At 54.0% G+C, this 19,400-nt stretch carries 14 protein-coding genes; all 14 read right to left on the reverse strand.

The window, feature by feature from the left end:
- Positions 1-100: 100 nt before the first annotated feature.
- The 14 genes from NST08_RS26460 to NST08_RS26525 all read right to left on the reverse strand — a co-directional run bounded on the left by NST08_RS26460 (position 101) and on the right by NST08_RS26525 (position 19,395).
- Positions 101-817, reverse strand: coding sequence for a GntR family transcriptional regulator (locus NST08_RS26460; RefSeq protein ID WP_040740231.1), 717 nt, complete (start codon positions 815-817; stop codon positions 101-103).
- A 13-nt stretch (positions 818-830) separates the two neighbouring features.
- Entirely contained in the window at positions 831-1,847 is a 1,017-nt protein-coding gene (locus NST08_RS26465) for a sugar kinase (RefSeq protein WP_340898807.1), read from the reverse strand.
- The gene (gene dagF, locus NST08_RS26470) at positions 1,840-2,595 is read right to left on the reverse strand and encodes a 2-dehydro-3-deoxy-phosphogluconate aldolase (protein WP_340898805.1); all 756 of its coding nucleotides are present in this window, start codon (positions 2,593-2,595) and stop codon (positions 1,840-1,842) included. Before dagF ends, NST08_RS26465 begins: the two co-directional genes overlap by 8 nt.
- A 1-nt stretch (position 2,596) precedes the next feature.
- Complete coding sequence (locus NST08_RS26475) at positions 2,597-3,700, reverse strand: DgaE family pyridoxal phosphate-dependent ammonia lyase (protein ID WP_007132603.1); 1,104 nt, start codon at positions 3,698-3,700, stop codon at positions 2,597-2,599.
- A complete protein-coding gene (locus NST08_RS26480) occupies positions 3,678-4,781 on the reverse strand; it encodes an amidohydrolase/deacetylase family metallohydrolase (protein WP_040740236.1) in 1,104 nt (367 codons plus the stop codon). Before NST08_RS26480 ends, NST08_RS26475 begins: the two co-directional genes overlap by 23 nt.
- A 261-nt stretch (positions 4,782-5,042) precedes the next feature.
- On the reverse strand, positions 5,043-7,244 hold the full coding sequence (gene bglX, locus NST08_RS26485; RefSeq protein ID WP_341342656.1) for a beta-glucosidase BglX: 2,202 nt from the start codon (positions 7,242-7,244) through the stop codon (positions 5,043-5,045).
- 17 nt (positions 7,245-7,261) lie between these two features.
- Positions 7,262-9,676: a beta-galactosidase gene (locus tag NST08_RS26490; protein WP_341342438.1), complete on the reverse strand. Its 2,415-nt coding sequence runs from the start codon at positions 9,674-9,676 to the stop codon at positions 7,262-7,264.
- A gap of 202 nt (positions 9,677-9,878) precedes the next feature.
- Positions 9,879-11,156 carry a hypothetical protein gene (locus tag NST08_RS26495; RefSeq protein WP_341342439.1) on the reverse strand — a complete coding sequence of 426 codons (1,278 nt, stop codon included), beginning with the start codon at positions 11,154-11,156 and terminating at the stop codon, positions 9,879-9,881.
- 33 nt (positions 11,157-11,189) lie between these two features.
- The gene (locus NST08_RS26500) at positions 11,190-12,449 is read right to left on the reverse strand and encodes a glucoamylase family protein (protein ID WP_144872402.1); all 1,260 of its coding nucleotides are present in this window, start codon (positions 12,447-12,449) and stop codon (positions 11,190-11,192) included.
- Positions 12,450-12,477: 28 nt separating this feature from the next.
- Positions 12,478-13,416: an ABC transporter permease subunit gene (locus tag NST08_RS26505; protein ID WP_028406626.1), complete on the reverse strand. Its 939-nt coding sequence runs from the start codon at positions 13,414-13,416 to the stop codon at positions 12,478-12,480.
- A gap of 13 nt (positions 13,417-13,429) precedes the next feature.
- Positions 13,430-14,287 (reverse strand): carbohydrate ABC transporter permease, encoded by an 858-nt coding sequence (locus NST08_RS26510; protein WP_028406627.1) that lies wholly within the window; start codon positions 14,285-14,287, stop codon positions 13,430-13,432.
- Positions 14,284-16,488 (reverse strand): DUF5696 domain-containing protein, encoded by a 2,205-nt coding sequence (locus NST08_RS26515; protein ID WP_341342440.1) that lies wholly within the window; start codon positions 16,486-16,488, stop codon positions 14,284-14,286. Before NST08_RS26515 ends, NST08_RS26510 begins: the two co-directional genes overlap by 4 nt.
- Entirely contained in the window at positions 16,481-18,511 is a 2,031-nt protein-coding gene (locus NST08_RS26520; RefSeq protein ID WP_341342441.1) for a YIP1 family protein, read from the reverse strand. Before NST08_RS26520 ends, NST08_RS26515 begins: the two co-directional genes overlap by 8 nt.
- A gap of 11 nt (positions 18,512-18,522) precedes the next feature.
- Positions 18,523-19,395: a carbohydrate ABC transporter permease gene (locus tag NST08_RS26525; protein WP_007132613.1), complete on the reverse strand. Its 873-nt coding sequence runs from the start codon at positions 19,393-19,395 to the stop codon at positions 18,523-18,525.
- Between the last annotated feature and the right edge of the window lie 5 nt (positions 19,396-19,400).

The raw sequence follows: 19,400 nt of genomic DNA on the forward strand, positions 1-19,400 counted from the left end.
TTTTCAAAGTGTCCATCTTATGGGTCACAGTTCATCCCCGGCCATAAGGCTGCTCTTCCCTGACTTTATTCCTTTCGAGCCTTCCCGCTGCGCCCTGTCTTTACGCGTCGTAGCTGATTAAATAATGCTGAAGCTCTGTATTGTAATAACCGATGCTGTATTCAATAATCGTCCCCGCACCGTCGTAAGAGGATCTGAGCCGCTTGAGGAGCGGCGTACCCGGACTGACGCCAAGCAGACCCGCCATCTCTTCATCCGCTACGGCCGCCAGAAAACGGTCGCGGAAATTCTCCAGCGTAATCTGGCTTTCTTCAATCCGGTCATAAAGGGAAGGGAGCTCGCCAGGCCCGAAATCCCCTCCCATATCGACAAGCGGCGAAACATAATGCGTATAGTGAATGTAGGGCTGCCCGTCCAGCAGGTACAACCGCTCGATGCGAAGGCATTTTTCGCCGAATTTTTCATACATCTCGCTATCCGGCTCGTGAAACACCCATTCGGTCTTCAAATGGCGCTTCTGAATCTGATGCCCTTCCTCGACCAAAATCTCGGTAAACAGCTTGCCCTTGGAAAGCTTCGAGAACGAGGTATTGCGGGTTACAATCGTCCCTACCCCGCTGCGTTTCTCGACATAGCCCTCCTGGTGCAGCTCCTGAATCGCATTGCGCACGGTCATCTTGCTGACGTTGAATTCCTGCTCCAGCTGCGGCTCAGAAGGAATATGGGTTCCCAAAGGATACACCCCATGCAGGATCCGGTCCTTAATGATCTTCTTGATCTGAAGATACAGCGGACCGTTCTTACGCGTGATCGACATACGTTCGTTCACCTTACCTTTCCACATCCGACCTATGATCACCCATTGCTCGCAGAATGTCAAGCTCTCCTGCTGTCGGCGTATCTCCAGGTACCGTGTGGGCCAGCATGGCTGCCGCTGCCGCGAATTCAACGGTCTGTACAGGATCGTATCCCTGCAGCAGGCCATGGATCACGCCGCTGGCATAAGCATCCCCCGCTCCGATCCGGTCATAGACTGAGAAGGTCAACGTTCTCGAAAAATGAAAAATTCCATCCTTATATAAATATCCCTTCAGGGAATGGGTATTGTCTCCATTAATATGGCGGTGGGTGCCGGCAAGGGCGGAAATGCCGTACGTCCCCGCTACCTTCGGGATCAGCTCCCCGAGCTGCTCCGCCCGGTCTTCCCGCTTCGTTTCCATCCCGAGAATATAAAGCGCATCCTTCTCATTCATGAAGACGATATCCGCAAGGGACAGCATCTCCTCATAATGCGGCTTGGCAAAAGCATAGCCATCCGCGCCCCACAGGGATGGCCGGTAGTTGCAATCGAACACCACCGTGCCGCCGTTAGCCTTCACTTCCCGCGCCAGGGTCTTCATCTGGCCCCGGACATTCTCGTTCATGGATAGCGTGATTCCGCAGAAGTGGATCACATCGATGCTGCGGGCAATCGCCGAAAAATCATACATCGCAGGGTCCGCCGTATTAAAGCTGCTTCCCAGCCGGTCCGTATAAGTGACCCGTCCGGGCCGAACGCCAAAGCCATTCTCCAAAAAATACATGCCGACGTACTTGCCGCCGCGGCTAATGAAGGAGGTATCGATTCCCAGCTTGCGTAGGTACGCAATCGCCGCATCGCCGAGCGGGTTATCCGGCAGCGTGCTGACCAAATACCCGGCATGCCCAAGCCTTCCAAGGGCCGAAGCGATATTAACGCCGGTCCCCGAGAAGGAATAGTTCAGGCTGCTCTCTTGCGCCAAGGAGGCATAGCCCGGCACCTGCAGCCGCATCATGACCTCGCCGAATGCCGCAATCACCTTAGGCATATTGATCAACCAACGCTTTTAACGTCTGATGAAGCTCCTGCACATCGCTGACGATCGTATCGCCGCTCGCCGAATCGATGATCGAGGAGTATACATGCGGGATCACCTGGCTCACACCGGCTTCCAGCGCGATCCGGACGATCGCTTCGAAATTGTCTTTGTCGATCCCGCCCGTCGGCTCGAGGGCGAAATCCTCTTCCGCACACGCCTTGGCCACTGCCCGGTATTCCTCTTCCAGCTTCAAGCCTTGCATCGGGAAGTATTTAAGCGCATTGCCGCCCATGTCGCGTACCAGGGCAATCGCCGCCTTCACGGGAACGATCGCTTTGTCCGTACCCGCCGCACTCGCCGGCCCCGTCGAAATATTAACGTAGCCTGCTTGGCCGGACGGGGAAACAAGGCTGTTGATCCAGCCGTCCTGACCGTTCAGATTGGCGCGCGTCGCGCCGACTGCCGGGAACACCTGATTGATGTGAGTTCCAGGGTAGCTCTTCACGATTTCCGCCACGACGGCCGCCTGGCGGTTGTCGCCTGCGCCTAGCCCGATCGACACGGCATCCTCAATCGCCGCGCCGTACTCCTTCATGGCAATGACCGCTTCCTGCGCGCTCGGGTAATTTTTCGAAAGCACGCCGACCAGGACATGCCCTTCCGCTGCTTCAAAGACGTCTTTGGCATTCTGGATGCTGCCTGCCAGCACATTCAATGCCGTGCGGTTTTTATATAATCGTTTCTCCATGTTCGACATGTTATTTTCCCCCTGCAATCTGCTGAATTCTTGTTATGATGACCTGCAGATCATCGCCGGCGAGCGAGCGTGGATCAATATCGAAATATCCCTGACGTACACCGTAGTCCCGGGTATATACGGCGATCTCGCCTTCCCGTAGCTGATCATTCATCGCCTTGGCGCTGATGCCCGCTGCCTGCTCATCCACTTTGACCCGTCCGCGGAAGATCGCTCGGCCGGCCTCATCCTGCACGATGGCCACGTCGATGCCCGGCAGGCTGGACAGCGTCTTAAGCTCCTCCAGCGCAGCCTTCTCCTGCGCGCTCTTATCTTCCTTCACCATATACTCATCAAGTGCCTGAAGCAAGCCGAACGTTGTCTCCTTGCCGACCTTCATGCTTCGTCCGATACCATGAAGCTGCGCCTTGACCCATTCGACGTATTGGCGTTTGCCGCCGACGATGCCGGAGGTCGGGCCTTCGATTGCTTTGGAGCCGCTGTAGATGGCCAGATCCCCGTATTTCACATACTTCTGGATATCCTCCTCAGCCGCCGCATCGACGATAAGCGGGATACCATGGGCTCTGGCGACTTCGGCCGCTTCCTCGACGGAAATCATGTTCTTCTGAACGCAGTGGTGCGACTTCACATACAAAATCGCCGCGGTGCGCTCATTAATCGCTTCCTCGATATGCTCTTTGCGTCCTTCATTGGCATACCCGACCTCGACCACCTTGCCGCCGCCCAGATAAACCATCGTTTCGACAGGTGCTCCGTACTGGACGTTATGTCCTTTGAACATGATGATCTCATTCTTCGCGATCGGCTCTTGATGGAGTCTGTCGCTCCGTCTCCGCTGGCCCTCCGTCACGATGCCCGCTACCGACAAGGCGATGCCGCTTGATGCCGAGTTCACGACGACGGCGGCTTCGGAGCCGAGAATGCGGGCGATATAATCGCCTGCCTTGTCTACCAGGTCCGCTATTTCGACGTAGCTCTGACCGCCGATCCGCATGGCTTCCATGACGGTATCCGTTGGTGCCGACACTCCGAGTATGCTCATGCGGCCGCTGGCATTGACAACTCGCTTGAGTCCGTATTTAGCATGCAGTGAATGATCCATTGACTACCACTCCTTTAGGTTCGATATAACGGTCGGCAATGCGAGTCTCTCCCTCGGAATCGGTCAAGCTCTGCGGCCCCTGCCGAACCGCAAACAATGTGAGGTGGGCCGCATCGCCCACATGAATTCGGCCGAGCTCCGGCCGTTTCAGCCAAGCCGCCGCCTTGACCGTGACGGCAGAGATGACTTCCTGCAGACTGTAGCCGAGATATAAAAATTTGGTCATCACGCTTGCCAAGCTGTATACGGGGCCATTGATGCGGTTCCCCCGGTAAATATCGGAGCTGATCGTTCCCGGCTCGATCCCATGGTCTTTCGCGAATTCCGCTACCTGGAACGAGAAGCTCGCTGTGCCATGGCCGACATCCATATGAACGCCTCGCTCGATGGCCTTGACCAGGGACGGAATCGGCTTGCCGTCCGGATCGAACAGATTATTCTTTTTGCCGTTCAAATAATGGGTGACGATGTCCCCTTCCTGAAGCAGGTCCAGCACCTCGTTCACCGGTGGAGGCCCGGAACCGATATGCACCATAATCGGCAGCGATGTGCGCCCTGACAATTCCCGGGCACGCCGAAGCGGTTCTACCCCGTTGTCCTTTACAACGCTTTGGCTGATCCGTGCCTTCAGGCCCACGATAAAATCGGGATAAGAACGGGCCGCCTTGACCGCCTTCCCCTGATCGATCCACTCCAGCCTGGACAGCTCATCGATCCGCTGCAGGCCGATGCGGGAGATGTTCAGAAACGCGAACACATTCGTCTTCGAGCGGGCAACCTCAGCGGCCAAATCGCCGATATCGTCCGCTCCGCAGCTTCCTGCGTCCACGATCGTGGCTACGCCCTGCTTGACGCCGATCTCGTCGATGGCATCCCCGTAGGGCTCCAGCTTGGCAACCGCATGAACATGCATATCAATCCATCCGCTGGACACATACAGCCCCGTACCGTCAAATCCGTCCTCGCCCGCCGCCGTGTTGGCCGCGGCAAGCTCGGTGATGAACCCGTTCTCAATCACGATATCGAAGGGTTCTTCCTCGTGCACCGTTCTTACATTCCGCAGCACAAAACGCTGCTTCATTCTCATCACCCCTTCACCTGGCAGAATTTCAGCTTTTTCTTGGGGCATCCATCCGCCAATAGCCTTGCGATAAACAATTTATAGGTATAGCATAGCACAGATCATCGCATACGTGAATATAACGTTATAATGTTTAATCGAATAGTTACTCCATCTTCCATTCTACTAAGATGAGGCTGCCTTTTGTATGGCAAAATAAAAAACAGAGGCTCTCCCAAAGCCATATGGATGACTTGTGGGACAGCCCCGCCAATTCTCAGTTTATAAGGTATAGGTAAATGTGCCGCACTCGATCAAATCTCTAGCGTTCTTGCCGACGAATACCTTGAAATCTCCTTCTTCCACCTCATACTGCTTCTTGGCGGTGAAATACGAGAGCATTTCCGGCTCGATTACAAACTCCACCGTCGCTTTCTCTCCCGGGGCAAGATGGATTTTATGAAAGCCCTTCAGCTCAAGCAGCGGTCTGGACGTGCTGCCCCATAGATCGCGAACGTACATTTGTACGATTTCTTCGCCGGCGTAGTCCCCGGTATTCTGCACCGTCACCATCGCCTTCACGCTGCCGCCCGGCGTTAACGTATCGCCGATCAGCGCGGCGTCCGAATACGTATATTCGGTGTAGCTCAGTCCGTAACCGAACGGATAGAACGGCGCATTCGGAATGTCGAGATATTTGGAGAGGAAACGGAAGTCGTTATCCTCATGCCCTTTCGGTCTGCCGGTGTTCAAGCAGTTGTAGTATACCGGCACTTGCCCGACGGTATACGGAAAGCTCATCGTCAGCTTCGCCGAAGGATTCGCGTCCCCGAACAGCAGGTCGGCGACCGCGTTTCCTCCCTCCGTTCCCGGGAACCACGCTTCCAGAATCGCGGGAACGTGCTCGTGGTACCACTTGAGCTCGAGCGGACGCCCATTGAAGAGAACAAGAACGGTAGGCTTGCCGAGCTTCAGTACCTCCTCTACCAGCTTCGGCTGAACGCCCGGCAACGTTAAGTATGCTCGGCTGCCCGCTTCGCCGCTCATATGGTCCTCTTCGCCCATAGCGAGAATGACGACCTCTGACGAGGCGGCCGCTTCCAATGCGGCTTGGAAGCCGGAAACGTCATTCGAGCTGTAATCGCACCCGGCTGCAGCCGTGACTTTCACGTCATTTCCTAATTTATTGATAAGACCTTGTTTTACGGTAACCGCCTCTTCCGGTTTTCCGAGCCCGCTCCAACCGCCCAAAATCCGGCCGTTGTCGGCGAACGGTCCGATAACGGCCACCGACTTGATGTCCTTTTTCAGGGGCAGAACGCCGTCGTTCTTTAACAGCACCATCGATTTCTGGGCAGCCTCTCTCGCCAGCTGACGATATTCAGGCTTCAGGTGACCCTTTTTTTCGCGCTCAATGTTGAGATAACGGTAGGGATCGTCGAACAGACCGAGCTTGAATTTCAACGTGAGGATGCGTCTGACCGCCTCATCGATCAGCGCAACGTCTACCTCGCCCCTTTCAACCAATTGCTCAAGGTGGCTGATGTATTCCGTCGATATCATCTCGATGTCAAGACCCGCTTCCAGCCCCTGCTTCGCTGCGTCTTCGCCGTCTTTGGAGCTCATATGGAAGATCGTTTCCCAAAGCGAGGTGTAGTCGGAAATGACGACGCCCTCAAAGCCCCACTCCTCTCTGAGCACTTTTCTCAGCAGGAAGGAGTTGGTTGTAGCAGGCACCCCGTCGTAGACGTTAAAGGACGTCATGATCAATTCGGCGCCTGCGTCGAGCCCCGCCTTGTAAGCAGGCAAATAGTAATTGCGGAGCGCAGCTTCCGACATATCGACGGTGTTGTAATCCCGTCCGCCCTCCGCCGCGCCGTATGCCGCAAAATGCTTCACGCATGCCGCAACCGTATCGAGCGCCTTCAGATCGTCCCCTTGAAAGCCTCTTACCATCGCTGCGGCCATTAGACCGTTCAAATACGGGTCTTCTCCGGGGCTTTCCATTACCCTTCCCCATCTCGGATCGCGAACGAGGTCGGCCATCGGCGCGAAGGTCACGTTAATGCCGGAGGCGGCGCCTTCCGCTGCGGCAACCCTGGAGGTATCCTCCGCAAGCTTCGGCTCCCAGCTGGAAGCAAGGCCGAGCGGTACCGGAAACACCGTGCGGAAGCCGTGAATAATATCGAACATGAAGAGCAGCGGGATTTTCAGCCGATTATGTTCAAGGAACACCTTCTGCACTTCGTACGCCGTTTCGGCATCGGTCGCGCTCAGGATCGAGCCCAAATTCGAAATGAGTTCCTTGCTGAGTGTACGCTCGGATACCGGACCGGTCACCGGCGTCGAGACTTCGATTTTTGAATTGTAGGAACGCAGCACGGTTCCCGGGTCGGTCTGGTACATTTGCCCGATTTTTTCGGCAAGGGTCATCTGGGATAGAAGCTCTTCCACTTTCGTATGGATCGTTGAATCGGTGTGCATCAAGTTGTAGTTCCCTCCTATGACACGAAATGTAGTGTTAAGCTGTCGTTTACTTTGGCGTGCTGGCGCGACACGATCCATGTTCTGCCGTCGTCCTTACGGACTGTGAAGCTTTCGTTCGGAATCACTTCGCGGTCCGTCTCGAGCACGATGATATCTTCAGGCTGGGTCAGCCGGAATTCGAGGCGATCGTTCTCCGCCTTGGCAATTTCCGCGGTCGAATACACAATCTTCACTTCGCCGAAGGTCACATTGAGCGGCAGCATAACCCCGTCTTTGCTTTGCAGCAGCAGCTTACGTCCGCCGAACAGCGGTTGGCCGTTCTCCAGAATGCCGATCTCTTTATCGAAGCCGTCCAAATTCAGCACATGGACGAATCGTTCCCCTTCATTCGTTGCCGTAGAAGTCATAAAGATGCCGTGATATTTGCAATCATGCGTCAGTTCCGCTTTCGCGCCGAGAAGCTCCAAGGCTGTCCGGAACAAATCGATATCACACCGATACGAATTGCCGAATACGATCGCGCGTCCCGCTCCGACCTTCGCATCGAACGCGGTCACTTCACCGCTGCCGTACACGCGCATAATCGGCGTTTGGCCGCCGACGTCGAACGTCTGGGCGACATATGCGCGCATTTCCGGCCGCGGGGCCGCCCACCCTTCGGACACGATCGACAGGTAGAAATGGCCCGAATCGCGGAGCAAGCCAAGCGGCTTCACCCCTAACGCTTCCGTCAAAATCGTGCACGGCTTGCCTTCCATATCAAAGCTCGGAAGCTCGCCGTACACGAGCAGCTTTCCTCCCGCATGCAGGTAGTCGGCCAGCTTCCGCTGGATATGGCCGTGCATGTAACGGGCAGACGGCAGCGCGAGTACCGGGGTGGCCGAAGGATCGAGCAGCTTATTTTGAATATCGGTGGCGCCGAACCGATAGCCGGCAAGCAGCATGGCCCGGCCCATGATCTCCCAAGCGCCGTGCGCGCGGTTCCCCTCGATATTTTGCAGGATTTCCTTCACGCGCTCGCTGCCCGGATAACGGTATTCCGTCATGTAATAATCCGGAATGAACGCGAAGCTGACGTCGTCGCGTTCCTCGTTCATTCGCGCGAGCTTATCTCCGACAGCCAATATCGTCTTGTTCGTGCGCGCCATTCGCGGAAACGTATAATTGTACTCGCCTTCCGGACTAATCGGAGCGGCAAAGCCGTGGCGTTCGCCGGTAAAGGCGATTCGGTCGTTCCCGTCGCTAGTCGGCATATCCATCCGATAGTTATAGCCGCCGGTCAGCAAATAATAATTGAGAAGCCGGTTCCCTTGCGCGATGCACATCCGGGCTTTAAAATCGGCGGCCGAAGGATCGTTGCGTCCTCCGTACGTTTCGCCGAAGTTGCTGTCGCCGCAGTTGAATTCGACGGAGGTGAGCGGCTGGTCCGGCGTATGCACCGCGTCCATAAATCCGTTGATGATATAAAGATCCTGGAACGTCACCATGTCCAGATCCCCGAAATAGATGTCGGAGCCCGATAAATATCCCGGCGCCTGCGTATATGCTTCATACAGCTGGCTGATGCCGATCGGGAACGTGAACCCGCGGCCCCCGTCCGTCCCGTGAATGTTAACGACGAACGGAACGTCCTTGACGCCGAACTCCTCGGCATAAGAGCGAAGAATAGCAACATAACGGGCCGCTCGGTTCCGCATATAGTAGCCTAAGTCGTGCGTCAGCTCCGGCGCGTATCCTTCCTTCGGAGAGCGAATGCCGGTCTTGCGCGCTTCGGCGTCATCCAAGGAGAATGGATAACGGGCCGAGAGCTGCTCCGCGGAATACCGCTGCTTGAGCCAAGCGGCGAAATCGCTCAGCACGCTGTCCGTAAGGTCCGGACAATTGCTGACCCAAGCGAGCATGCCGATCTCATTGTCCAGCTGCACCGCGATAATATTGCCTCCGTTCGTGTAGAGACGGGGCGCCACGACCGCCATCACCGCCCGATACCAGTTTTTGCTGGCCTCAAGGAATCCGGGGGCGAGGTAGTCGACCGTCTTCGTCGTCGCCGGGTTTCCGTCCCAGCCGACCGGAATAATTTCCGGATACTTTGTATACACCCAGTAAGGCAAACCTTCGTTTTTCATTTCCGCCATAATGAACGGGCCCGGTCTAACGAAAAAGTACAGCTCGTTCTCCTTGCACAGATCGATAAAGCCGATGAGGTTAAGCTCCGGGTGCGTATGACCGTCAAAATCGAACTCCCCCTCCGCCGGCTCATGACAGAGCCACGGTACATAGCTGGCAACCGCATTGCAGCCCGCTTCCTTCAGCTTGTCGATGCGGTCCTGCCAATCCTCCGGCTTAAGCCGGTAATAGTGAATTTCGCCGCACATGATGATCTGCGGCTTGCCGTCGATGAGGATTTGCTTGTCTTTGATTTCAATCATCGTTTCAAACCCTGCCTTTTTTCATTTCGAATTGGTCTAGCGGATGATAACGGCGAAACGTTTCGACAAACGGTGACAACAATTACTTATAGTGCGTGTTCAAAAAGTCGGATTTTCACGAGATTCGATGCCGAGTCTCTTCTAGACTCCCTTCGTGATCAAAAAATGACTTTATGAACAACCTCTTCTCTTATAGATGGTGTTATCTCAACCGGTCCGTGAAGAAAGACATCCCCCGTTTAAAGGCCGTCATGCCGTACAACATGGAGCTCCAGTCGACCACTGTCACTTTCTCGGGGTACCAGCGGTCCCTTCCTTCCAGATGCCACCAGGAGTAACGATGCAATCCGTATTTGTAAGCCGCTCTATATTTCACTTCATCATCCCGATCCCTCGGATTGGAATAGGTGTCGTACGGAATGTGCAGCCGATATAACGCATAAAGGTCGTGGATGCCCGCAGGGTAGACCGGCAGGAAGCCGGCAACAATGTAGGCGGAAGCGACGTTGCCAGGTGAATCCTCGATTTTATCCGCATGATAAGTGTTGTACAGACCGTCATTGGCGCCGGCTCCATACCCCCATACGTAGGAAGGCACATCGGTAAGCTCTTTCCACTTCAGCCGGTCAGCCGTGCATGCATTCTCATAGTACTGATTGTAGATCTCGCTCTTCGCATAATCCGGAACCAAGAAATAAGGGAACTGGTGCACAAACGAAGACAAGAACTTCAAATCGCTCGGATCCTTCGTGTTCGTATCGGTAATAACCGGAATGTCCCGGTAATATTTCATAGGGAATTCATTAATCTTGTGTTCCGCAAATGTGTTATCCCACAACTCTTGGATGTCCGGGTCTTCCGGCTGGGCGATTTTCGCCAAGTGGGCAACCAGCACATATTCGTTGTAAGCCGGGAGCGGGGCGATTCCTTGGCCGTCCTTCACGATCATGTTGATGATGCCTCTATGCTTATCCGCGATAACAACACGCCAGTCGATTTGCTCTAACAATTCATGAGCCATCTCGTCGATTTCGGGCATTTTATCCTTAAAATGCTTCCCCGCGAACAAGGCTCCCGCTACCAGCAACGATGTATCGATCGTCGAAATTTCGGAGCCCAGATTCGCGCCTGTCTCCATGTCGATGAAGTGCGCGAAGAAGCCCGTCGCGGCGTCTCTAGCCGGCTTGCAGCCTTCCACATGGCCGAGGACGGCATTAAGCGTAAGCTTGACCTTCTCAACCGCCTGGTCGTCCCAGCCCTCGTAATCGGCAACAACCAGGCTGATCAAGCCGACCCCGGTCGCAGAGACCGAGCAGCGGGCCTCCGGATTTCTCGCGAAACTGTAATATGCGTCGCCATAAAGGCCTGTGCGCGGATTGCGGCAAGCATCGATCAACCGGCAGGAGTCCTTATGCTGGCGATCGACAAACGCCTTCACCTTCTCCGAAAGCTGATCATAAACATTCGTCGTTTGTTTCATCGTAATCTCTCTCCATTCGCCGCCTGAAATAGCCTATTTATTTTTGAATTGCAGGGCTTCAAGCCCTTTCTTCACGTAAGGAACCTTCATGAACATGTTCCATACCGTCTCGTCCCGGTAATTGGCGGCCATCAGCAGCGTGATCCCTTTATCGATGCCGATATAATCGGGACCGACCCAGTCGGCATTCAGATTGAACGCATCCTTCAGCCCATATTCGCCGCTTAGATCCGGAACCGTTAGGAAATACTTCAATGCCTCTATGGATTCTTCCGGTGTAAACACCACCGAGCCCAGCGCCCCGGCCGGCGGAACGGTGCCGTCCGCTTGATGGGCCGCATTGTCATAGCCGGAAGGCGGCGAACCGAGCAATCCGTTATAACCGGCGGGCGAGTCGGATGCGGTAAAGCCCCACGACTCTTCCCCCACGCCTTTAAACTTCTCGCTTAGATCGATGGCGAACTGCCGGCTCGCCTGGGAGGCGACGACCGAGTTGTTGAACCAATCAACCCCGTCACGGTCTACCAAGCCGCGAAAGTCGACCCAGGCATGCGAGAACTGATGGGTGAACAGGGAACCGAACCAGGAATGGATGAACGGCTCGGAATGCTTATACGATGCTTTGTGGCGTGTAAAGCCGTCGTAGACGTCAATCGGATGCGTCGGCGAACCGGCGGCCAGCACGTAAAGGGACAGCTGCTCGGCATAGAAGTCCCAATGGCCTTGAAACCCTTTTTCCGGGGAATATGCCATATAGAACTGATTTTTGCCTTTGTCTACGAACCAGGGCCACTCGACGCGCTCATACAGCTGCTCGCTCTTCTTCTGGACATCGCCGCCGAAGTATTGCCCCGCCGTCAAGACGCCGTTCATTAGCAAGCCGGTGTCGATGCTCGAAATTTCGCTGTTCCACTCCCGCTTGCCGGTATCGATGTTCACGAAGTGGTAAAAAAATCCGTGCTCATGCTCCATCCGCAGAAGCGTATCGAGCGTGCGGTCCGCTCTGTCATAGCCTTCCTCGCGGCTGATCCAGCCGTTCTCCACGCCGATCGGAATCGCCGTAAGCGCGAATCCGGTGGCCGCCGTGCTGGCGATCTTCGGATTGCCCGGGTACCGGTCCCTCGTCAAGCCGTAGCCTTCGGAGCCTTCCTCGCGGTTCGTCTGCTCCCATAGATAGTCGAACGACGCCTTGGCCTCAAGTTCCAATTCGTCCGGCTGCTCCTGCGAGCATCCCATCGCCGCCAGCAGCACCACTGCACCGGCCAGCCATGCGATCCATCTTCTGTGACGCAAAGCAAGTGCACTCCCTTCTCAAGCGATCCTATTCGCCTGTGATGCCTGATCGTTCAATGCTCTCTACGAACCAGCGCTGCGTGAAGAAGTAAACGATCAGCAGCGGGATGATATTCAAAAACGTTCCGGCCATATTGATCGCTTCGTTCAAGCTGCGTCCGGTCTGCGCATTCGGATCGGCCGGGAATACCTTCTGGTACGTTACGGCGAAGTTTTGCAGCTCCAGCGGCAGCGTCGTCAGCTTATCGCCCAAGTACAGCGCCGCGAGCAGCGTTTCGTTCCAATACCAAACCATCGAGAACAAGAAGGAAATGATGAAGGCCGGCACGGCCATCGGCACGCAAATAACGGCAAATATTTTGTAAGCGCCGGCTCCGTCGATTTGTGCAGCCTCCTCGAGCGACTTCGGAATCGACCGGAAAAACTGATAAAAAATCAGAATGAACAGACCGCTTTTGATCCCCTGTCCGAACGCCGCCGGAATGATATAAGAAAATATGCTCCCGATTAATCCGAGATCTTTAAACATCAGGAACTGCGGAATCATCGTAATTTGCGGCGGTATGATGAACGTTGCCAGTACGAGCGCAAACAAGACGGATTTCCCCGGAATCCGGAAGCGGGCAAAGCCGTATCCGATAACGGCCGCCGAAACGGTCTGGACGACGGCAGGAACGAAGGAAGCAAGAACGTTCTGCCACAAGGTATTAAGAAAGTCCATGACCTCGGCTGCCTTGGCGAAATTGTCCATATAAAATCCTGACGGAATATAGGTGATTAACGGATTGATCAGGTCTTCCGTATTCATGAAGCTGTAGGTGATCATATAAAACAACGGGTACAAATAGACGAAGCCGATCAGAGACAGCAAGAAGTATACGGCTAATTTGTAGACAATGCCTTCTCCCGTAAACCCCCACAGGATCCGCTTCGTCTTGTCGATCGTTCTGCGGTCAATCCCTTTCATACCATCCCACCTCCTAACGGTTCGTTTCCCGCTGCCTTGTTACGAGCACCAGCACGCCTAGCAGCACCAGCATGACGAGGAAATAGATCCACGCCATCGCAGCGGAATAGCCCATTCCGTATTTCGCATCATACATCGCGCTCTGGATCTGAGTAATGACCGGATTCAGCGAAAAGACGGACTGCATGATGACGGTATACACCATATTGACGATAATCATCGGGTTCAGCGCCGGCAGCGTCAGCTTCCAGAACGATTCCCATCTGGAGGCGCCGTCGATGCTCGCCGCTTCATACATCGAGGAATCCAGCTTCTGCAGGCCTGCCAGGAAGATCAGCATCTGCACGCCGGAGAACCAGAGAATCGTAATAAACGACGTCAGCAGAAACACGATCAGATCGGCGAGCAGCTCCGGCATGCTTTCATGAAGCTTGCTCATTTCGATAATCGTCTGGATGCCCGGGAGCGTAGTGGCTCCTTGATCCATCAGCTGCTTGATGACAGGTCCGCTTGTAATAATGACCGGAAGAAAGTAAATCGTCCGGAAGATGCCTTTACCGCGGATTTTCACGTTCAGCAGAAGGGAGACGATTAACGCGAACACGACGATGATCGGCACAATCACAAGCGTCTCAACAAAATAGGTGGCCAAGGTATCGCCGAACTCAACGTTCAGGAACAGCGCGTTCCGGTAATTTTCCCAGCCGATGAACGTTGTCTTGACTCCGTCTGCGGTAATCTTTACTTGGCTGAAGCTGAACAGCAAGGTGCGGATCAACGGATAGCAGGTGAAGACCAAAAAACCAACGATCCAAATCCAGATAAACGATAGGCCGATAAGCGCCTCTCTAAGCCGGTAACGGATTTTCATGAACGGCCTCCTTCCCGGACCAAGAACCCTTGCGCCGGAATCTTGTTCCCGTCCGCCGTAACTTCATTCATGGTGTAATTGACATAGATGACGGTGCCGTTCGAGTAGGTGTTTCTAAATACGCCTTCCCGCACTTTTTCACGTTCGTCAAAGGTCGCATCCGCAACAGGCTTCAGGGCTTCCGCAACCGTCCGATATTCATGTACGGCCTGATCCTTCCACACCGAATATTGCGAAGTGAACAGCCACCATGACGACTCTGTGTTAGCCAGCTTGATCGGATCCTCGTCGGTCAGGATGAAGGACGGGTAGCTGCCGTAATCGATCATTTTCAGTTGCTCCTTCTGCGGGTTCGCGTTGAAATTGGAGGCCAGGGCGTAATAATCGACATGTCCTTTCAGCACAAGCTGCAGGAACGGCACCTCTTCGCTCTCCAGCAGGAAGCTTGAAGTGCTCATCGGCAGATCCATGATCCGGTCGGCAAACCTCCACAGGTAATAATTCGGCTTGTAAAATGCGTAGCTGTTGATGGAATCCCGGGGCAGCATCGACGTATACGTCTCGATCGACCCGCTGCGCGTAGACGAGGACTTCCCATAAGCGGAAAAAAGATTGCTACCTATCGAGTCCATCGCGATATGGTCGATGCCGTGCTTCTGGAATGAAGAAATCTCATTCTCAAACAGCTTCGCGGACGCTGCCGGCTGCAGGTAGTACGACGTGTCGTAGAACGAAAGCAGCTGCTTGGAAACGGACTGGGCGATGTCCCCCTTGCCGTATCCGTCCGCCGTCGCCCCGGCCATCACGTAGTCGGTATAAAAGTACACGGGAATGCCTATTGCTTTATACTTTTCCACGAATGCGTTCCAATCGTCCCCGCTGCCTACCTTTTCTTCAAACGGAAAATGTGTAGGAGATGCTCCGGTAGCGCCGCCCTCCGTGTAGCCGCGGACAACAACCATCATGCGGTCCACTTCATTTGCCCGCAGATCGGTCAGTATATCGTCCATTTGGTCCACGGTGGTCATGGGGATGACTTCGCTCCCAATCAATTGCTTTTGGTTGTCCGCGGCGAAAAATTCGATGCGGAGCGGGAGCGGATCCGCGCCGTCCTTCTTGGCGGGCAGCTCCCCCCGCTGCACAAGCTCGCTCTGCACCCGGTTTGCCATGCCGGAATAATCGGCCTGCTTGCCGGAAAGAAGCATGACTTTCATGGAAGCGTCGAATTGGTTCTTCTCTTCCTGGTTTAAGGTGATGCCTTTGCCCTCTTTGTCCAAGGACTGGAAGTAGTTTTCTCTGTATATCCATTTCGCCGTGGTCCAATTGTAAGTCGTGGTCACATTGCCCGGATAAGCGCGGATTTCCGCGTAAGGGGCGCCGCCCGTGATCATGGAAACGAAAGCGTTGCCGCCTTCCTTATGGGCGATGCCGAACACCGGCAGATACACTTGCTCTACGGGAGTCGCCATTCCTTCTGATAGCTGCGGGCTGCCCTTCATCCCGAGATCGTCGCCGAACACTCTCCCGATATAGGGCTGCGTCGCCAGCGTCTGCTCGTTCAAGCTGATGAGCGCTCCCGAGCCGTCAGGAATGAGCATATAACCTTTATCCGGCTGAACTCCCTTGGTTGCCCCAAAGAACGGATACACGTAGAGCGACTGCAGTCGGTTGTCCTTATTCGTCTCCTGAATCGAATTCTCCGGAACCTTGAATTCGATCGCGTCTTCCGTCAACCTCACTTCCAGCTTCAGCGAGATTCCCAGCCTCTCGTAATTCACGTTCGCCGAGAAGCCGTCCTCCATGGGCTCAACCGCAATCTTTGCTTGCTCTCCGGTTACCGGCGCGGTGCTGATTTTCCGTTTGACATCCATGTATTCCACGCTCAAGCCCGACTCGAAGAGCGATTGCCACGATTTGTTCAGCTTGTCGTCCTTCTCGTCGAGCGTGCCGTCCCATACATAACCATTCTGTTTGTCTTGGACTTTGATGCCGAGCGTGTTCTTATTTACATAAAGCGCCAAGCGAGCGTTTTCAGCAGCTTTCTCGTATGATGCGAGTCGATCGCCCGATGCGTCCGCACCGGCGCCTGGAGCTTCCGGTTGGTTCACTCCCTGCTGCGCGAGCGCCGCGATCGAGATCAAACCGGCCAACAGCAGGAACGTTAACGATAGAGCAGCTATTCGTTTCACTTTGTTAAGCACGGTTTCTCATCTCCTGAATGATCGTTTGAATGAATTCCACTTCTTGATTAAATAAGAGCACTAACAAGAAAATAACCAGGGCAGCCAATACGATGCCGAACACCGTTAGGAACAAATTCCGCACCGTCTGCCTGAACGTATAATCATGCAGCTCCTTCACCATGATGCAAACGAGAAGCAGCGACCAGCCTTGGATAAACATCATCGAATAGTCGTAGACGAATTTTTCGTTATACGTCAGCACGTTGCTGATCCATGCGATCGGGAGCGCGAATATCAAATAAGGCGACAGCGCGTAAATCGTGCCGATATAAACCTCCGACAGCTTTCCCTCTCCGTCGCTGATCGTGCTGACCATATAGTTCATAATGACCCAGAATAATAGCGGAACGGCGGTAGTTAGCATGATCGGCAATAAGTCCATTTGGTCGGGATCTCCGCTTGCGAACAAGTATCCTTTGGCATAGACCAGAATGATTTGAAGCAGCAGCATCCAGACATACAGAACCGTCGCCGAACGGACGGTCGCCCTTTTGTGTTCCTTCAGCTCCTGGACCGCATCGATCGGATGCTTGAGGAAGTAGAACATGAACCCGATTTCTTTCACCAGCTTAATGTCCGCCACGCGGTTTCTCAATCGTACAAGCGGCTGCAGCACGCGATACCGCCGATGCAGCGTTCGGATGACGTAACCCGCAACGATGATGGCAAATACGGTATATACGACGACATTAATGTTTTGTTGAAGCCAATCATTGCGGATTTTCCAGAATGCGTCGGAATAACCCTCCTTGTCTTCCGCCATCCTGAAGCTCTCCAGAGCCTTGCTATTCTGGTTTTGCTTGAAATACGATTCAGCCAACGATTTGTACGACAAAATAAAATAGCTGTTCATCTTGAGGATCTCGTTCCAGATGTCCTCGCTCTGCACGTATAATCCTTGCTTGTACTGGTCGACGCCCTCATAAACCTTCGTTCCGAACGGGGTGATCGAATAGCGGTTAATGACGTTCCGCTCTTTGTCGGCGACGTACAGCGTACGCCCGGAGTCGGTGACGTCAATGGCCGAGGCGCTTTTAAACAGCCCCTGGCGCTCATACTTGTCGTCCCCTCCGCCAAACATGAACAGCAAATTGCCAAAGCTGTCGTAAACGCAGATGAGCCCATTGACGTCTACCGTATAGATGTTTCCGCCCGCATCCACGTCGATATCCACCATCGAATCACTGGTCCAAGAGCTTGAGGACAATATGTTATCGCCGACAATATTCAGCTTCTTGATGCCGTCACTGCTAATTCCATTGGTTACCGTGTACAGCAGCCCTTGATAATCAAGCACAATGCTGGTCGGGGACGGCGGCGTCGATTTGAACAGCTGCGCCTTCTGTCCTTCGGTAAAAATGAAGCGTTGAATGAGCATTTTCATCGACAGGCTCGTTCGGTTCGCGCCGACGTAACCCAGGAAATGCCCCTCGTTGTTCAACTGCACGACACCGTTGATGGAGCCTTCGCTGATGACGTAGATGTTGCCGCGTTTATCTACCGCTACCTTCTTCGGTGCAAAATCATTCTTTTTGCCGTAAATCGGTTCCTCCGGACGGCCGAACTGTTTCACGAGCTTTCCCTGCTCGTCGAACACGACAATTTGCTTCAACCCGTAATCCGCGACGTAAACGAGTCGATCGGCGGCCACATACACGCCGGAAGGATTCGATAAGACGTCTTCTCCGATCGTTTGCGATGCGTTGTTCTCTTCATACACTACGATTCTTGCATTTCCGGGATCCGCGATATACAGCTTTCCGGTCGGCTCATCATAGAACAGATCCGCCGGCTGGTTTACGTCAAGCCGAATCATTCCGTCCGGTTCATATGCGGTTTGCGTCCCGACGATCATGCCTCCCGGGCCTTCGGTCCCTGTTTGATACGGCGCAGCGGCCATAGCCGGAGCCGAGAATTGAACGAGCAGAAAGCTTGCAATTACGACGAGCAACACCCATCTGCCTACCGTCTTCTTTTTCATCTGCTTCACACCTATTTCAGACCGGAATGAGCCATCGTATTCATAACCCGGCTTTGCATAAAGATAAAGATCAGCAAATTCGGGATAAACATGATGAGCGCGGCCGCCGCGGATATCCCTTGGCCCGCCACTTCATTGTTGGTCGCCGTAAAGGTCGACATATAATAAGCAAAGTTCTTCAATTCCTCGTCATTGACGTACAGCGTCGCCGGCTCTATGCTGTTCCAGCTGAGCTGGAACGCCAGGATCGCAATCGTGGCGATCGCCGGCATCGTCATCGGAATGATGATTTTCCGGAAGATCGTAAAGTCGTTCGCTCCGTCAATCTGGGCAGCCTCTATCAGCTCATTCGGAATTTGGTCAATGAACTGCTTCAATAGAAACAAGCCGACAGGCATCGCCAAGAGCGGAAGAATATTAACCGAGAAGTCATTGATCAATCCGAGCTTGACGACGAGGAAGTACCTCGGAATGGAAACGGCGACCGGAACAAACATAAGCGCGAGGGTATTAATCGAAAACAGCGTGTTCTTCAGCTTGAAATTTTTCTTAGAGAAGGCGTATCCGGCTGCTGCGCTGATATAAATCGTCGCGAACACCGTCACGACCGTAATGACGACGCTGTTGAATATATAGCGGCTGACCGGAATGCCGGAAACCGTAAACGTCGACAACAGGAACCGAAAGTTATCCATCGTCGGATTTTGAACGAAAAACCTCGGGGGAAACGCAAACAATTCGTCCATCGGTTTAAGCGAATGCGAAAATATAAAAATGATCGGCATCACCATGAAAACCGAGAGGGGAGCCAGAATCAGGTAGAACTTCAACTGACTGATATGAAATCGGCTCGGATTCATCTTTGTTCCTTGAAATGAAGCCATACTTG

The sequence above is a fragment of the Paenibacillus sp. FSL K6-1566 genome, from assembly GCF_038050475.1.
Taxonomy (GTDB): Bacteria; Bacillota; Bacilli; order Paenibacillales; family Paenibacillaceae; genus Paenibacillus_AQ; species Paenibacillus_AQ lactis.